12 protein-coding genes are annotated in these 16,415 nt (G+C 33.3%); 6 read left to right on the top strand and 6 right to left on the bottom strand.

Going from position 1 to position 16,415, the window contains the following annotated elements; genetic code table 11:
- Positions 1-36 precede the first annotated feature (36 nt).
- The 3 genes from ACN0TY_RS12385 to ACN0TY_RS12375 are packed head-to-tail and all read left to right on the top strand — an operon-like array spanning position 37 to position 2,177.
- Positions 37-369 carry a DUF4907 domain-containing protein gene (locus ACN0TY_RS12385; RefSeq protein ID WP_236959253.1) on the top strand — a complete coding sequence of 111 codons (333 nt, stop codon included), beginning with the start codon at positions 37-39 and terminating at the stop codon, positions 367-369.
- Positions 359-1,474 carry a sensor histidine kinase gene (locus tag ACN0TY_RS12380; RefSeq protein WP_417444752.1) on the top strand — a complete coding sequence of 372 codons (1,116 nt, stop codon included), beginning with the start codon at positions 359-361 and terminating at the stop codon, positions 1,472-1,474. Before ACN0TY_RS12385 ends, ACN0TY_RS12380 begins: the two co-directional genes overlap by 11 nt.
- On the top strand, positions 1,449-2,177 hold the full coding sequence (locus tag ACN0TY_RS12375; protein WP_417444751.1) for a LytR/AlgR family response regulator transcription factor: 729 nt from the start codon (positions 1,449-1,451) through the stop codon (positions 2,175-2,177). The genes ACN0TY_RS12380 and ACN0TY_RS12375 overlap by 26 nt, the downstream gene beginning before the upstream one ends.
- A 164-nt stretch (positions 2,178-2,341) precedes the next feature.
- On the opposite strand, the gene ACN0TY_RS12370 is transcribed toward ACN0TY_RS12375, so the two are convergent.
- A complete protein-coding gene (locus ACN0TY_RS12370; protein WP_417444750.1) occupies positions 2,342-3,610 on the bottom strand; it encodes an alginate export family protein in 1,269 nt (422 codons plus the stop codon).
- A 119-nt stretch (positions 3,611-3,729) separates the two neighbouring features.
- On the opposite strand from ACN0TY_RS12370, the gene ACN0TY_RS12365 reads away from it, so the two are divergent.
- Genes ACN0TY_RS12365 through ACN0TY_RS12355 form a run of 3 tightly spaced genes read left to right on the top strand, consistent with a single transcriptional unit; the run spans position 3,730 to position 6,306 of the window.
- Complete coding sequence (locus tag ACN0TY_RS12365) at positions 3,730-4,902, top strand: molybdopterin molybdotransferase MoeA (protein WP_417444749.1); 1,173 nt, start codon at positions 3,730-3,732, stop codon at positions 4,900-4,902.
- A 35-nt stretch (positions 4,903-4,937) separates the two neighbouring features.
- Positions 4,938-5,375 (top strand): molybdenum cofactor biosynthesis protein MoaE, encoded by a 438-nt coding sequence (locus ACN0TY_RS12360; RefSeq protein WP_236959258.1) that lies wholly within the window; start codon positions 4,938-4,940, stop codon positions 5,373-5,375.
- A gap of 43 nt (positions 5,376-5,418) precedes the next feature.
- Positions 5,419-6,306: a molybdenum cofactor synthesis domain-containing protein gene (locus tag ACN0TY_RS12355; RefSeq protein ID WP_417444748.1), complete on the top strand. Its 888-nt coding sequence runs from the start codon at positions 5,419-5,421 to the stop codon at positions 6,304-6,306.
- 529 nt (positions 6,307-6,835) lie between these two features.
- Here ACN0TY_RS12355 and ACN0TY_RS12350 read toward each other — a convergent pair.
- From ACN0TY_RS12350 to ACN0TY_RS12330, 5 genes are all read right to left on the bottom strand, one after another.
- Positions 6,836-8,278 (bottom strand): rubredoxin, encoded by a 1,443-nt coding sequence (locus ACN0TY_RS12350; RefSeq protein WP_417444747.1) that lies wholly within the window; start codon positions 8,276-8,278, stop codon positions 6,836-6,838.
- An 11-nt stretch (positions 8,279-8,289) separates the two neighbouring features.
- Positions 8,290-11,811 carry a molybdopterin-dependent oxidoreductase gene (locus tag ACN0TY_RS12345; protein WP_417444746.1) on the bottom strand — a complete coding sequence of 1,174 codons (3,522 nt, stop codon included), beginning with the start codon at positions 11,809-11,811 and terminating at the stop codon, positions 8,290-8,292.
- A gap of 169 nt (positions 11,812-11,980) precedes the next feature.
- Positions 11,981-13,405: an MFS transporter gene (locus tag ACN0TY_RS12340; RefSeq protein ID WP_236959262.1), complete on the bottom strand. Its 1,425-nt coding sequence runs from the start codon at positions 13,403-13,405 to the stop codon at positions 11,981-11,983.
- Positions 13,406-13,605: 200 nt separating this feature from the next.
- A complete protein-coding gene (locus ACN0TY_RS12335; RefSeq protein ID WP_236959263.1) occupies positions 13,606-14,265 on the bottom strand; it encodes a response regulator transcription factor in 660 nt (219 codons plus the stop codon).
- 54 nt (positions 14,266-14,319) lie between these two features.
- Positions 14,320-16,395 (bottom strand): lipocalin family protein, encoded by a 2,076-nt coding sequence (locus ACN0TY_RS12330; protein WP_417444745.1) that lies wholly within the window; start codon positions 16,393-16,395, stop codon positions 14,320-14,322.
- Between the last annotated feature and the right edge of the window lie 20 nt (positions 16,396-16,415).

Here is a 16,415-nt window from a genome sequence, read left to right as displayed (position 1 = left end):
CATATTTCTATTTCTAAATTTTAAGATTTTTTTTGGATGAGGTTAAATAAAACACAAAGCTACCTGCTAATAACCAGTTGTTTAGTATTATTATCCTTGCTTTACTCATGTAATAAAAAGGAACCAATTACTAGTGAAGTTATAGAAGTAGATGGAGGATTTGGTTATGAAGTATCCTATAAAAATCGTGTGCTAATAAAGCAGGAATATATTCCCGCAATTAGCTTTAGAAAAGCATTTGCCACCAAAGAAGATGCAGCTAAAATTGCAGAAGTGGTAAAAGGGAAATTGATGAAGAAGCAGAAACCGATAATTAATAAAGAAGAGATCGATAGTTTACACATCAATATAGAAAAATATGAGGACTGATTTAAACTCCATAAATAAATCAAATGGAATTTTTAGTGATGTACTCTTGCATGTATTAGTTTGGCTATGTTGGTCGGGAGTAATACTCTTCCAATCGTATAGTAGAACGGGTAGTATAGATTTCTTCTCTATTTTCTCTCCAAGTTTCTTTATAAATATCTCATTATTTTATCTCAATTATTACTTTTTAGTACCTAAACTTCTATTAAAGAAAAAGATAATCCCTTATCTCTTTGTATCACTGATAGTAATTTTAGTGGTGAATTATATTATGGAACGCACGCTACCTCCAGATATAATGTTCAATAGAGAAGAAGTGAGAGGATTGCCTCCAGCTATAGATCGAAGGTTTAATTTCCCAAGAGATGAGTGGTTTCGTTTTAAAATGTTTTTAGGTCCAGCTATTGGCGCTGCTTTTTATTTTGTGGTTGGTACAATTATTAGGGTATATATTGAGTGGAATAATAACGAACGTCTTCGTGAGAAAACGGAAACTGAGAAGGTAAATTCTGAGCTCCAATTTTTAAAAACACAATTGAATCCTCATTTTTTATTCAATTCTTTAAATGCTGTATATACATTATCCATAAAGAAATCTCCAGATACTTCTGAGGCTATCATAAGTTTATCAGAATTGATGCGCTATATGATATATGAAGCCAATAAAGAGATTGTTTCCTTAGACAAAGAATTGGATTATATAAAGAGCTACATACAGCTTCAGCGATTAAGGTTACCTAATGCAGAAGAAGTTTATTTTAATATTTATGGTGATGAAAGGGAAAAGACTATAAAACCACTATTATTTATCTCTTTTATAGAAAATGCTTTTAAATACGGTACTGATTATAGAGGTAATACATGGATAAAAATTAATATTTCTATTGATGAAGATAAGATTCATTTGTTTGTAAGGAATAAGATAGGGATTGTTAAGAAATCTCCTGAAAGCTCCGGGATTGGATTGGAGAATATTCAAAATAGACTAAAACTATTATATCCAGGAGCGCATCGATTAGACATGCAGAATGACGGTAAGTACTATACAATAAATTTAACGATATTAAATATTCAAGGCGATGAGATGCATAATAATAGACGATGAGCCATTAGCAATAGACTTGATAAAAGAATATTGCGGCAAATTAGACTTTATAGATGTGGTAGGAGTGTTTACTAATGCTTTAGATGCTATTGTAACTATAAAGGAGCGAAATGTAGATTTGATATTTTCTGATATCGAAATGCCTCAAATTAATGGAATAGACTTTATAAATTCATTAGATAATAAGCCACTTTTTATTTTTACCACTGCTTATTCTCAATATGCTGTAGAAGGATTTGAGCTTAATGCAGTAGACTATCTTGTAAAACCAATTCCATATCATCGATTTATAAAAGCGGTATCTAGAGCTAAAGAAATTATTGCTAATAAAAATTCTACTATGACTACAAATGTATTTTCCTCGACTGGCGATCAGAAGCTAGAAAATGACTATATTTTTATAAAGGCAGATTATGAAAATGTAAAAGTTGATCTTGAAGATATAAAGTATATTCAAGGTCTTAAAGACTACTTAAAAGTTCATATAAACGGGACCAATAAGCCTATTTTGACCCTTATGAGTTTTAAAGAGCTGCTGTCTAAACTTCCAGAAAAAGAGTTTGTACGAATTCATAGGTCTTTTGTTATTAATGTACCTTTTGTAAAGACAATTCAGAAGAATAAGGTAGTGATAGATGATATTAGAATTCCGATTGGAGATAGTTACAAAGAAGAATTTTATAACCGATTAGGAATTAAGTAAAAGCAATTCCTTTTTGTGTATTAATCTAAATACAGTTGATACTAATTTTTGCAAAAATGAATAAGGTTTACATTTAGTTTAGTATTACTGTATTAAAAAAGGCATTCTATAAAGTATGATGATATAATTATACTTTATAGGATGCCTTTAATTTTTGTGTTTTATTAGTTAGCTATTTTATGACTGAAAAGTTTAGGGTTGATAACTAACATTGCCCAAGCCCAGTTATTAGTATTGTCGTTTGTAACACCACCTTTAACAATACTCATACTATCTGAAGCAAACATATGTGAGTATCCTACTTTTAAAGTAGCAAATTTCATTAGCTTATGAGTGTATTGTAAGTCGATTTCTGTTCCTAAATAAGAATCAGCATCATTAGGAAGATCTCCATTTGCACCAAAGTAATGTACTGCTGTTAATAAGCTTGATTTTTCACCTGTTTTAAAAACTACTTTACCGTAGATATCATTTAAACCTGCGTTATTTGCATAGTTACCAACATAGAAATAATCCATAAAACCATTAAATCCATGGTTTGTACCATATAATGGGAAGAAAGAGTTACTACTGCTATCACCAGAATCAGAACCACTTAATATCTCAAATCCAAGAGCGAATAATGTATTTTGTGGTTTGTAACTACCTTCAAGCATAAGTTCATATGCATTTAAGTTAACATCCAAAGGGTATGCTTTTCCAAACTGATAGTAGAAACTACCTGCAAAATCTAAAACTGAAATAGGGAACTTAACATAGGTACCAGCAGTTTGTGTGTAATAAACTCCATCTGCTTCATCATTAGTATCAAACTTTTGGAAACCATTATTTAAGAATAGGAAACTAGCAGATGCTTTTTCCCATGATTTCTTTGCATATAAATACTGCATCGTTTTATAAGTAAAGAAACCAGGAACGTCATAAGCAGTTCCCGTGTTTTCCTGACTCGTTTGGCTAAAAGCAAAACCTGCATCCGCCATAAAGCTATCGTTACGATACTTTATAAGTGCAGCATCATGAAAACGTCCTTGCATAGCCCAATCAAGACCACCAAAAATACGCTCATTATCGTATATAATAGTTTGTCGACCAACTTTTGTCGACCAATTCTCATTAATATTTAATTCTGCCCATGCTTGGAATAACGAAAAAGAATCGTTTCCGTCAATAGGTAAAATCTGCCTCGTATCTCCCCAAGTACTAACATCTTGCACGCTAACCATAATATTTAATAGTTCCGAACTATAATTCATATTTAATCTGGTACGCTGCGTTACAAATGCTGCAGGATCTGCATCATCTGGAAATGGAGCACTAAAACCGTGGCGATACTCAAAACGCGGACGTATGTCTGCAGAAACATCTAAAGTTTGACTAAAGACAGTGCTTGTAAAACAAACAAAGACAAGTAAGGTGGTAATAATTTTCTTCATAATATTAAATTTATTTAAATCTAAGTATAAATACTTAATTAATATACATAAATACGTAATTTTTATGGTAATGATTAAAAAAATAATCATTATGTTTGTTTTAGTTTAAAGATAAAGAAATGATTTCTGTAAAAGAAGCAATTACGTCAATTCTAGACAATTCTATTTCCTTAGGAACTCATCATATTCATATTACTAAAGCATCCGACTCTTATTTATCATCGAATATTTACTCAAGTATAAATCTACCACTTTTTCGTCAATCAGCAATGGATGGTTTTGCAGTTTGTCAATATAATGGTGATTCTTATAAGATTATTGGTGAAATACAAGCGGGTGATAGCAAGGATATAGTATTAAAGAAAGGCGAAGGAGTTAGAATTTTTACAGGAGCACGAGTTCCTAAAGATGCTGATATCGTTATAATGAAGGAGCACGTGGAAGAGTCTGGTGATGAAATTTTACTACAAAAAAAAATATCACAGAAAACTAATATTAGAATTCCGGGAGAATTAATTAAAGAGGGAGACTTAGCTTTAAAAAAGGGAACTTTATTAAATAGTGCTGCACTTGGATTCTTTAGTGGACTAGGTGTTGATAAAGTTACAGTCTCACAAAAACCACGAGTAGCTATTTTAGTTACGGGTAATGAGTTGGAGAAAGCAGGTACTCCGTTAACTGATGGTAAAATTTACGATAGTAACTCTATAATGTTGCAAATGCTATTAAAAAAGGCAGGGGTAACGATTGTAGATTGTTTTAATGTCGAAGATACACAAGCAGCTTCTACTTCTATAGTAAAGGAAGTTTTGGAAGCATATGATTTTATTATCGCTTCTGGAGGGATTTCAGTGGGCGATTATGACTTAATGAGAAATGCTTTTCATATAAATGGTGTGGATGAAAAATTTTATAAAATAAATCAGCGGCCAGGAAAGCCTATTTATTTTGGAAAGAAAGATAATACTTTGGTGTTTGGACTTCCAGGGAATCCAGCAGCATGCTTTATAAATTATCAAGCGTATGTGCTTCCTGCACTTCAATTAGCTATGGGGAAGATCACTGATACCCTTTTTAAAACGGCAACTTTAGAAGACGCTATCACAAATACTACAAAAAGGAGTTTGTTCTTAAGAGCTGAGGTAAAAGGTTCTTCAGTAAAAATTTTTAAGAATCAGAATTCGGCAATGCTTCAAAGTCTAGTAAATGCCAATGCTCTTGTATATATTTCTGAAAAAACTACACAAATAGAAAAGGGAGAAGAAGTTCGTTATTTGGAGATTCTTCAGTAACTTTATGATTCGAATGAATTTTATAATGATTTAAGATGAAAAAGAAGAAAAATGTATTTATGGAGGGAGCAATATCCCCATCATTTATAGCAGATTCTATAGCAAAACACCAATCGAAACATTCTATTGGCGCACATAATATTTTCTTAGGACAAGTACGTGCAGATGAGATTGATGGTAATAAGGTGAGTGCAATTGAATACACTACCTACGAAAGTATGGCTGATGAAAAATTATATGAAATTCGGGAGAAAGCTTTTGAGAAGTTCAACCTTACTTGCATGCATATTTATCATAGTTTAGGAAAAGTAAATGCTGGAGAGATCTGTCTTTTTGTTTTTGTCTCTTCTGAAAGAAGGAAAGAGGTTTACGAAGCTACAGAGGCTATTGTAAATATGATAAAAGAAGAGGTGCCTATTTTTGGAAAAGAAATTTTTGAAGATGAGACTCATCAGTGGAAAGTAAACAGTTAAGAGCAGAAACCTTCTTTTTATTTAAATAAGCAATACCCAAAATATGAATGATATTTCTCGTGAAATAAAAACAGCTTGTACTTCTATAGCAGCGATTACAATTACACTGAATGAAGAATTGATACCGCTTTATACAAAAGAGGTTTTTACATTGGTGAAAACTGGAGCGCAGTTGGCTGTAAAAAATGCCTTTTCGATTATTCCAGATGTGTATCCTGCTTTATTGGACAGTATAGATATAACGGATGAATTGGAGGGGGAAGAGCTTACATTTACAGTTAGTGTAAAAGCAATTCATAAAACTAATTTAGATTCGGAAGCAATGTTAGGTGCTTCTGTTGCTGCCATTACACTAGTAAATACTTTCGAAACTAAAGATGCTGGGATAGCCATTGGTGCTTTAAGGATTGTAAAGAGTAAAAGTGCGCTTAAAGGATTTAAAAGGATATTTCCTTCTAATTTGAAAGCCGCTGTTATCGTTTGTTCTGATTCTATTTCTGATGGGAAGAAAGAAGATAGGGCAGGGAAAGCTATTATTGAGAAGTTAAAGGAATCGTCAATCGAGATTTCTAATTATGAAATTATTCCTGATGAAGCTGTTATTATAGCTGAAAAAGCTTTAGAACTATCTAAAACTAACAATTTATTGATTTATACTGGAGGTACAGGACTTTCATACCGAGATGTTACTCCCGAAGCATTGGAGCCTATTATCGAGCGAAGAATTCCAGGGATAGAAGAAGCCATTCGTAGTTACGGACAAGAAAGAATGCCGTTTGCAATGCTTTCAAGAAGTGTAGCGGGAACAATTGGGAATTGTTTGGTTTTGGCCTTACCGGGATCTACAAACGGAGCTAGCGAATCTATGGATGCTATATTTCCTCATGTCCTTCATGTTTTTAAAATATTAAGAGGACAGCAACACGATTAGTCTTTAGCCCGCAGTTGTTTCAGTGTCCTAATCACCTCAATCTTTCGAAGGGTATTTGAAAGTAAAGTATTGAGTACTCAGCAAACTACTTTATTTAATAGTTTAAAATAGACTACTGTTGTCACCCTGGGCTTGTCGTGGGTATTTTGATAGTAAAGTATTGAGTGCTCAGTAAATTACTTTCTTTAAGAGTTTAAAATAGACCACTATTGTCACCCTGAGCCTGTCGTGAGTATTTTGATAGTAAAGTATTGAGTGCTCAGTAAATTACTTTGTTTAAGAGTTTAAAATAGACCACTATTGTCACCCTGGGCTTGTCGTGGGTATTTTGATAGTAAAGTATTGAGTGCTCAGCAAACAGCTTTATTTAATAGTTTAAAATAGACTAGTGTTGTCACCCTGAGCTTGTCGAAGGGGGGTGGTAGTTAAGTTTTAGTGTTCAAGAAGTAATTTTTATTCTAAATCGGAACTCAAAACTCAAAACTCAAAATTCAAAATTTGCCTAAAGCCTAAAGCCTAAAGCCTAAAATCAACTCAGTTCTTTAATCATATTTAGCCTTTTCATGGCTGCTTTTGGTGCTTCACATAAAGAGCAGCAGTATTCATTTGGGAGTTGTTCAAAAGCTGTATTTGCAGGAATATCTTGTGTTAAATCTCCATAGATAGGATCGTAAATGGTGAGGCATTCGCTGCATTGGTATACTTCCGTTTCTATCTCTTTTTTAATTTCTATTTCCTTTTTAGGAGTTTCTTTTTCTTCACCTAAAGTATCAAAATACATTTTACTAAGTTCCATAAGTAAACCTGGGAGCTCTACTTTATCTACATCTTGAACATGTGTTATGTATTCTATGGTATTAGGATCAAAATTTTTTGCATAAAGTAAATTGTAAGTGTCTCGAATTTTAAAATCACCCAATGCTTCTGGCTGTCTATTTTTTTCAATTACAATAGAGGTAAAATAGTATGCCTTTTTCGTATAGTCTGTAATTCCAAATGTAAGTCCGTAGGTACTAATATCATTTTGATCAAAATTAGAAACCAAGTATTTTTTTAGCTTTAAAGCATCTTTATTATTTACAGGAAGATGCCAGTTAAGCTCCAACATTGAGTGGCGAACATTAATACCGCGCTTTCCTAAGAACTTCTCCCATTTAAGCTTAAACTCTGTTTGAATCCCTTTTATGATAAAAGATTTCCAAGGAGTAATACATATTTTTCCAATTTTACATTCTGCACATAAATCGCACATAGCTTTTAGAAAATCCAAGTCGTATTTATTATTCCTCCAATACAAGCCTAACCAGTATTTATCCGACCCCATTCTATTCATTCCTTCATAATATGGAAAAGGGTAGAAAGGAACATCTAAAGGCGTGTCAACAGTTCTGTTATTGGTATCGATTGCATCATTTACAAGCTCGAACACCATATTAATAGTTTCGGGTTCTTCTTGAAGTAACTCTTCAATGGCGAGCGATACTTTTGCAATATCCCAACTGTAAATCAGAGCGGGGTACATTACTATTTCCTCCCAATTTGGGAGTCGTACATACAAATACCAATAATCATCGTGAGCAGAAGCCATAAAATTTAAATGCCCAGTAAAAAGAGGGACAAGGCGTTGTTTAGGGTCTGTAATATTTATTTTCAATAAAGGGTGATGTCTAAATTGCTCTAAAATATATAAATAGCGATCTCCTGTAAGCCACGAATTTTTAGGAAAAATATCAGCAGAAACATAAGAGCAAACAATATTTTCTGTTCCCTTTTCATTCGGAGCAATCCATTCTAAATCGTTAAAATTAGCTATGGATTCTTTGGCTATTTCTTTTGAAAAAAGGATGTCTTGTCGGGAGCCAAATGAAATAGTTTTTAAGCCTGAATTTTCAGCAGCTTCAGCAATCGATTTTAATTCTCCAGGAGATAAAACACCGCCTTTTATGATTAATCTGTTCAGTTCTTTATTCATTTGGATCGTTTTTAAGCTAAAACACTACTATTTTTTAATAATTCCCTTACTTCCGTTTTACAACTTCCGCAGCCGAGACCAGCTCCTGTTTGTTTGCATAATTCAGTAAAATCAGAACATCCATTACGGATTACTTCTTCAATATTTCCAACTCCCACTTGACTACATGAACATACGAGATTCCCCATTACAGGCTTTGTATTTGTAGCACCACGGAGTAAGGTATTTCTTTTATCGGAGAGTTCCATTTTGCTTTCAATCATTTCCTTGAATTCAGCAAACTCATTTTTATCTCCCATTAGAATAGCACCCACTAATAAATCGTCTTTTACAATACATTTTTTATAATACCTTTTTGTGGCATCCATAAAAATAATTTCTTCATAGCTAGTATCGTTTTCCGGAACATTTATATCTCCAATACTACAAAGGTTGAGGTCATTAAACTTTAAAATATTCATCAGTACGGAGCCTTTGTATCCGCTACTAATATCTCCAGCAATAAAATTTGCTAGAATATTAGCTTGCTCTTCCGCAGCAGAAGTAATACCAAAAAGTTCGTTGTTAAATTGTGCAATCTCTCCAATTGCATAGATTGATGGATCCGAGCTTTGTAAATGCTGATTGATTTTAATTCCGCGACCGCAGTCAATACCTGCATGTTTTGCAATCTCAATATTTGGACGTGTACCAATAGCGTAGACAATAGCGTGTGCATTAAAGTTTTTCCCGCTTTTTAGAGTGATTGATAGATCCCCATTTTCATCATCGTCAAAAACGGTACTTACCTCATTATCAAAATATATTTGGACCCCTCTTTCTTGGACATCTAAGGCTAGTAATTTACTTGATGTTTTGTCCAACTGACGTTCCATTAAACGAGAAGAACGTTGAACGATTGTAATTTTTACACCTTGGTGTTTTAATGCTGCTGCGAGCTCTAAACCGAGAAGTCCGCCACCAACAATTACAACGTGTCGCTCTTCAGTAGGAAGGTTTGTATTTTCTAAGTGACTTTTAAAATTGTCGGCATCACTTTTACTTCTCATGGTAAATCTTCCAGGAAGCTCCAATTGAACATCATTAGGAACAAAAGCACGACTTCCAGTTGCTAGAACTAGTCGATCGTATTGATGTATATTTCCGTAGCTATCCTTAATATGTTTATTTTCTTTATCAATAGAAACAATAGAAGTACTACCATGCAGCGTTATTTTAAGCTTTGAAAGCTCATTTTCTTTTAATTTCTGAAGTTGCTCCCAAGAAAGTTCTTCTGTGATATATTCTGGTAATAAAACTCTATTATAAAATGGATGAGGTTCTTCAGAAAACGCATGTATTTCATCATGAATAGTATGCTCTCTATAATTTTGAATAAACCTAAAAGCAGCAGCTCCAGCTCCTACAACTATTATTTTTTCTCTTTGCTTTTTATATTTAGATACTGCAACGGCTGTAAACTTAAAGTCAGGTTCTTTAGACTGCGGATCTACAATAGTATTGGTTAGATTATTAGCTCTGTTGAGGTCACTTTTTAATACTTTACCCCAATGCATGGGTATAAATATTACCCCTTCACGAACGCTATCTGTTACTTTTGCCCGCAATCTTACCACTCCGTTTTTACTTTTTATTTCTGAAACGTCTCCGTTTTTAATTCCGTATAGATAAGCATCAATAGGATTTATTTCTAAAACGGGAGTAGGGTAGTGCGTATGTAAACGAGATACCTTCCCTGTTTTTGTCATTGTATGCCATTGATCACGAACCCTTCCAGTGGTCAAAATTAGAGGGTATTCGCTACAAGGTTGAATGGAAGCATTTTCTGTACTATAAGGAACATTAAAAATTGCTTTCTGTGAAGGAGTATAGAACTTCTTATCTTCAAAAAGGCGTGTTGTTCCTTTATGTCTATAAGCTGGCACTGGCCATTGCATGGTGCCTTCATTTTTAAGTCGGTCGTAATTCAGAAAAGAAATGTCAATATTTGTGCCTTTGGTCATCGCACAATACTCTTTATAGATTTCCTCTGTAGCATTGTAATTAAAGCCTCTAAACCCCATTTTATTAGCGAAATCGCATAATATTTCAACATCAGGCCTAGCTTCTCCAGGAGCATTGATAACTTTTGGAAGGTAAGAAATTCTACGCTCAGAGTTCGTCATAGTTCCTTCTTTTTCCAACCACCCGGCAGCTGGTAAAAGTAAATCCGCCATTTTTGTGGTATCAGATTTATGAGAGATATCCTGAACGACAACAAATTTTGCATTTTTTAATGCTTTTTCGACTCTTCTAACATTTGGCATACTTACCAATGGATTTGTACAAACAATCCACACCGCTTTTAGTTTTCCTTTCTCCAGGGCATCGAACATTTCTGTGGCTGTATATCCAGGTTTTCCTGAGATACTATTTACACCCCAGAATTGAGCAACTTCTTTTCGGTGTTCTTCATTGAATAGGTTTTTATGAACTGCTAATAAATTTGCCATTCCACCAACTTCGCGGCCTCCCATGGCGTTTGGTTGCCCTGTTAAGGAGAAAGGTCCAGCTCCAGGTTTTCCAATCTGACCAGTAATTAGTGATAAATTTAGGAGTGAAAAGTTCTTATCAGTACCAACTACACTTTGATTAAGCCCCATAGCCCACATACTTATAAAACCTTTAGCAAGGCCAATCATATCGGCAGCTTTTTTTATGTCATTCTCGGGAACACCGCAGATTTTAGCCGCTTTTTTTATAGAAATTCCTAGAATTTGTTCTTTATACTTCTGAAAATCTTCCGTGTGGTTTTTTATAAAATTATAATCGATCAATCCACGTTCTAACAGACGCCTCCCAATGGCATTATGAAGAACAACATCGGTTCCAGGAATAAGTTGTAAGTGTAAATCAGCAAATTTAGCAGAATCAGTTTTTCTAGGATCGATTACAATTACTTTTATGTTTGGATTCTCTTCTTTATGCTTTTCAAGTCTTCGAAAAAGAATCGGGTGACACCAAGCTGGGTTCGCTCCAGAAATTAGAAAGCAGTCAGCCAATTCGATGTCTTCATAACCAATTGGAACGGAGTCTTCTCCAAAAGTTTTTTTATAACCAACAACTGCAGAACTCATGCATAATCTAGAGTTGGTGTCGATATTATTGGTACCTAGAAACCCTTTTGTAAGTTTATTGGCAGTATAGTATTCTTCGGTTAAACACTGCCCAGAAACATAGAAACCTACACTATCGGGACCATGTTTTTTTATAATTGATCTAAAAACAGAAGCAGCCCTTTCCATGGCATCATCCCAAGAAACACGCTCTCTAGGATGTGATTTACTCCATCGCATTTCTGGATATAAAATCCTATCAGAAGTATCGTTGGCTACATAGTGAAGGTTCATCCCTTTTGAGCATAGCATGCCCTTATTCACTGGATGATCTTTATCTCCTTCCACATGAACTTTGTTTTGAGCATCTTTTTTTATTATTATGCCACAGCCAACGCCACAATAGGAACAGGTAGTTTTTACTTCTTCTTTCAGCATTTTACTTTTGTTTTGCTACTCGTTAGTAGTAATTGCTCGATTTTATATGATCGACCTATTTCAATTTCCGATAATTTTTCCTCAAATAAAACAGAGGGACTTCATTATTACGGATGTTATAATTATATAGTATCTAGATTCTTATATTCTTAATTTATGGGTATAGATATTATCCATTTGCAGTAGCCAATTCTCCAGAAGCCTGCTTTAATTCTCTTTGAGCTATTTTTTCATCTTGAGCTGAGAATCTTATCGCTAAGGCACATAATCCTGTTACTACTACCAACATACCTATCATTAAGTAACCACTAGAAACCGCTGAAGCAGCAGCTTCTGATTGGGCAGCTTTTATGGCGGCTTCACCCATTCCTTGATGATCTGCAATGGCAATTTTTTCTGCTACTGCAGATTTTGACTTTAATAAAATAGCAGCAAGAAAAGCTCCTACATTTCCACCTGCACCTACAATTCCAGAAATAGATCCAATAGCTTTTTTATTGATAAATGGTACTACAGAAAATGTTGCGCCTTCCGCCATTTGAACAGATAAACTAAAAGCTATTAAGAATATAATTCCAGCAATTAAGCTTGTCATTGTAGAAAATATAGTAAGCATCAATCCTTCTACCGTAAGGATGGCTACTAGAAATAGAACGCGTCCTCGGAGGCCTTTACTTTTTCCAAACTTATCCCCGAAAAACCCGCCAAGAGTACGAGCAAAAATATTCATTAGAGCAAATGATAAAACAATATTACCTGCTGTAATTCTTTCTAGCTGAAATGTGTTTTGTAAATAGTCGTCCATCGTTCCATATACTGTAAGTTCAATTCCGAAACACGAAGCATAAACGATAAATAAAATCCAAACTCTATAATCTTTAATAGCTTCAAGAAAACCAACTTCATCTCTTTTCCCTTTAGGTATTTTTTTACCTTTTTCTCTAAGTTCCTTTATGTTACCTTCTGGAGTATCTTGAGTAAAGAAATAATATGCAATTCCCATTAAGAAGCAGACAGTACCAGCTATAACCATTGCATAGCGCCACGCCTCAGTTTCTGCAACACCAAAACCAATAACAGCCGCAGCAATAAGTGGCATTCCTAGTCGGTTTGCACCACCACCAAGATTACCCCATCCTGCAGAAGTAGCATTTGCTGTTCCCACAACATTTGAAGCGAACATCAAAGAGGTATGTACTTGTGTAATTACAAAAGAAGCTCCTATAAAGCCAATAAAAAATCTACATAATAAGAATTGAAATGGTGTTTGTACCAATCCGCTTAATATAACAGGAATAGACCCTAATACTAAAAGCCATGTGTAACATAATCTTGGACCATATTTATCACATAATTTTCCGATTAGCAATCGTGCAAATACAGTTCCTGTTACAGCTAGAATAACGGCATTCCATTTTTGATCAGGAGATAATCCTAGTTCTCTTACCACATCGGGCATGAAGGGCACAATACCAAACCATGCGAAGAAACACATGAAAAAGGCAATGGAAGACATCCAAAATGTTCTTATTGGAATACTTCTTAGATCTGTTAAATTTAACTTGGTCGCTTTAGTTGTAACTGTTGTTTTCATAATACTTAAATTTACATTTATAAAATTAAGTATTAATACGTAATAATTAAAATATAAATTAAGTAATTAAGTAGAATTGTCAAATTGAAAATTTTGACAATTAAAATTGAAATATTTGTAATTCAGTAGAATAAAATATGAAAATAGTGGAAACTAGCTAGAGAGTTAATTGTTTAAATACGTAGTTTTTAGCGTTTAAGTTAAAGGAGATTATAAGTATTAGCTTTATTCGCAAGTTCCATTTGATTCTTTACATCTAATTTTTTCATTAGATTAAATCGATGTACTTCAGCAGTTCTTTTACTAATTTTAAGTTCTTCCGCAATTTCTTTATTACTTAGTCCTTTTAATACATGAGTAAGTATTTGCTTTTCTCTTTTGGTAAGATTAAAGTCATTTTCAGTAGTCGCTGTGTTAGTGGACAACTTAGGCTTTCCATCAACAAAATTATTAATGATGATAGAAGAAACATCTCCAGTAAAATATTTTCCACCTTCTGCAACGGTATGTAACGCCTTTATAAATTCTTCTTTACTGGCACCTTTTAATAAGTATCCATCTGCTCCAGCTTGAATCGATTTAACTACGTATTCTTCAGAATCATGCATGGAGAGTACTAATGCTTTTACTTCTGGAGTTGTTTTTTTTAACTGCTGAACAACTTCAATCCCATTCATTTCGGGCATTCTAATATCTACAACTAACAGATCAGGCTTATTTTTAGCAATGATTTCTAAAGCTTCTTTACCATTCGAAGCTTCATCGATTACATTTATTGATTTATCATCTTCCAATAAAGATTTTATCCCATCTCTAACTAGAACATGATCGTCTGCTAGAATAATATTAATTTGCTCCATAGTTGTTGTCGTAGAATCTAAGTACGAAAATACGAAATAATACTTAATTTAATATTATAGCGATACATTAGGTTCGATAAAAAAATTGGCTCTACAGCTAGTGTAACTATCTAACTCTTCTCTTTTAAAGTAACTAGAAATAATTATTAGTTTGCCTTTGTAATCATTAAATGTGGCCATAGGATACCCCAGCGTTGGATATGTATCATACTGGTATTGATTACGGCGTTTAATAACAATTAATTGCTTATTGAAATTTTCATAATTAGTAGAGATATCATCATGATTAGCAGCGTAAAGTTCGGTTGCATTTTTGCCCCATCCTAAAAAGTATTCTGGAGCAGAATTAGTCGTTACTAATTGAGTTTGATTTACTAGGAATATATCTCCTGTATCTAAGTTAAAAAGTTCATCAGTAGCAGGTTCATATAAAGTACGTGTTTTCCATTGAGATTGAATGCTTATAGCTGTCTGACCGGTAATATCGATTAGGCCTTGATCATCTATCTCTATGTTTAGACTATAATTAATTTCTTTATGTCCAAGAAGGAGGTTATTAGTTGATGTAGGAATTAAGTGATAAGCATTTGTACTTAAAATTCTATCAAAATGTGGTTTACTATCAATCATAGAGAATCCCTCTGAATCTCTTCGATAGCTTATAAGATGTGTTTTATTGACAAAAAGATAAATTCCATTATCTATATATTCAAAATCACTATAGGTTGTAATTTCATATCCTGATTCACCATTTTCATGTAATAAATTAAGATTGTCAGCATCATATATATGTAAATTGCCATTATGATTAACAAATAACTCATTTCCTTGATCAGAATTTATTAATTTCATTTCTATACCGGAATATAGTCTTAATCCAGTTTTTTTAGCAACAACTTTTTTAGTTTCATAATTATATTTAATAATATTATAACCAGTGCCGTTCTTTTCACCTAATCCATTTAAATATATGTAAGGTGCTTTTGGATCATGAGTAAATTGTTCAATATTGTAGAGGTCAATTAATCCTTCTCTTTCGAAATCGACTTGTTGTCTTAAGTCTAAGTTCTCATATTCTATAGAGGTATTTCCAAAAATATCCTCAACATAAACTATATATACTGGATTCTTGATATATGAAAATTCATCCGTGAAGTTTAGGGTTTCTTTTTCGTATATTTTTTTTAAAATCTGGGTGTTTCCTTCAGATTTTATAGGCTGCGCATCAGGATTATCTCCATAAACTAATACAGTGTAATTTGAGAAATATGGGGATTGTGACTCTTCCCACTCTAATTCTACTTGCTGATTTACTACAGTAGGTTGCTTTAAAAAAATTTCTCTCACATGTAATGACCCAGTAAAAACTTTTTGTAATTCACTTTCCCCTAAAAGACCATTTTCATTATATATTTTAAAATAGTAGTAAAGCTTATCTTGAATAGGAGGATCTAAATCTATAAAAGAATTAGTTTTAATGTCATCAATAGTTTTAATTAGAGTAGCATTATTTTTTGAAAGGGTAGTGCTTCTATAAATTTCATATCGCTCAAATCCATTTACACCTACATAAGTTTGCCAATTGAACTCAATTTGCTCTATGTGTTCTTCGTTGGTATTCTGTTCAAAAGTATCAGAATATAAATCTTTATCTTCAGCTGGAGTATATGAGTGAGCAGTAAAACTAAAAATCTGGTCTTGTAAACTCGCGCTCACATCCATTTTTATCTTGAATATAAGTGTATTATCTGTAGCTTTAATAATAACAATTTCATCAGACTTTCCATTTGCATCTATAATTGTAAGAATACCATTATTTAATTTCCAAGAAGAAGTTATTACATTCGCTGTGCAATTATATGAATCTGAATAGATATATTCTCTGTATTTGCCATCCGAAGTAATTGAAGTAAAGTCACTTCCACATTCTGGTCTAGACGGCTGTATTATAGAAATTTCTCCATTATATTCAACTGTACTCATAGCCCAATTGCCAGCGATATCCTCCATTTTCACAGAAGTTAAAGCATTTGCATAAAACAAATCTTCAGGAGTTTGCTCATCATCTTTATCACATGCATAAAAGATGATTCCTACGAAAAATAGAATCAAAATTTTAAAAATCTTCATAAAGTGGTATTTTAGGAACT

The organism is Joostella sp. (assembly GCF_048266025.1).
In the GTDB taxonomy this organism is placed as follows: Bacteria; Bacteroidota; Bacteroidia; order Flavobacteriales; family Flavobacteriaceae; genus Galbibacter; species Galbibacter atrarenae.
The sequence above is the reverse complement of the archived record's forward strand: the minus strand, read 5'-3'. Positions and strand labels throughout refer to the sequence as shown.

Excerpts from the sequence above, each read along its gene's own strand:
- ACN0TY_RS12345 (WP_417444746.1), bottom strand. The coding sequence starts at position 11,811 with ATGCTGAAAGAAGAAGTAAAAACTACCTGTTCCTATTGTGGCGTTGGC.
- ACN0TY_RS12335 (WP_236959263.1), bottom strand. The coding sequence starts at position 14,265 with ATGGAGCAAATTAATATTATTCTAGCAGACGATCATGTTCTAGTTAGA.
- ACN0TY_RS12370 (WP_417444750.1), bottom strand. The coding sequence starts at position 3,610 with ATGAAGAAAATTATTACCACCTTACTTGTCTTTGTTTGTTTTACAAGC.
- ACN0TY_RS12340 (WP_236959262.1), bottom strand. The coding sequence starts at position 13,405 with ATGAAAACAACAGTTACAACTAAAGCGACCAAGTTAAATTTAACAGAT.
- ACN0TY_RS12385 (WP_236959253.1), top strand. The coding sequence starts at position 37 with ATGAGGTTAAATAAAACACAAAGCTACCTGCTAATAACCAGTTGTTTA.
- ACN0TY_RS12380 (WP_417444752.1), top strand. The coding sequence starts at position 359 with ATGAGGACTGATTTAAACTCCATAAATAAATCAAATGGAATTTTTAGT.
- ACN0TY_RS12350 (WP_417444747.1), bottom strand. The coding sequence starts at position 8,278 with ATGAATAAAGAACTGAACAGATTAATCATAAAAGGCGGTGTTTTATCT.
- ACN0TY_RS12365 (WP_417444749.1), top strand. The coding sequence starts at position 3,730 with ATGATTTCTGTAAAAGAAGCAATTACGTCAATTCTAGACAATTCTATT.
- ACN0TY_RS12355 (WP_417444748.1), top strand. The coding sequence starts at position 5,419 with ATGAATGATATTTCTCGTGAAATAAAAACAGCTTGTACTTCTATAGCA.
- ACN0TY_RS12360 (WP_236959258.1), top strand. The coding sequence starts at position 4,938 with ATGAAAAAGAAGAAAAATGTATTTATGGAGGGAGCAATATCCCCATCA.
- ACN0TY_RS12375 (WP_417444751.1), top strand. The coding sequence starts at position 1,449 with ATGAGATGCATAATAATAGACGATGAGCCATTAGCAATAGACTTGATA.
- ACN0TY_RS12330 (WP_417444745.1), bottom strand. The coding sequence starts at position 16,395 with ATGAAGATTTTTAAAATTTTGATTCTATTTTTCGTAGGAATCATCTTT.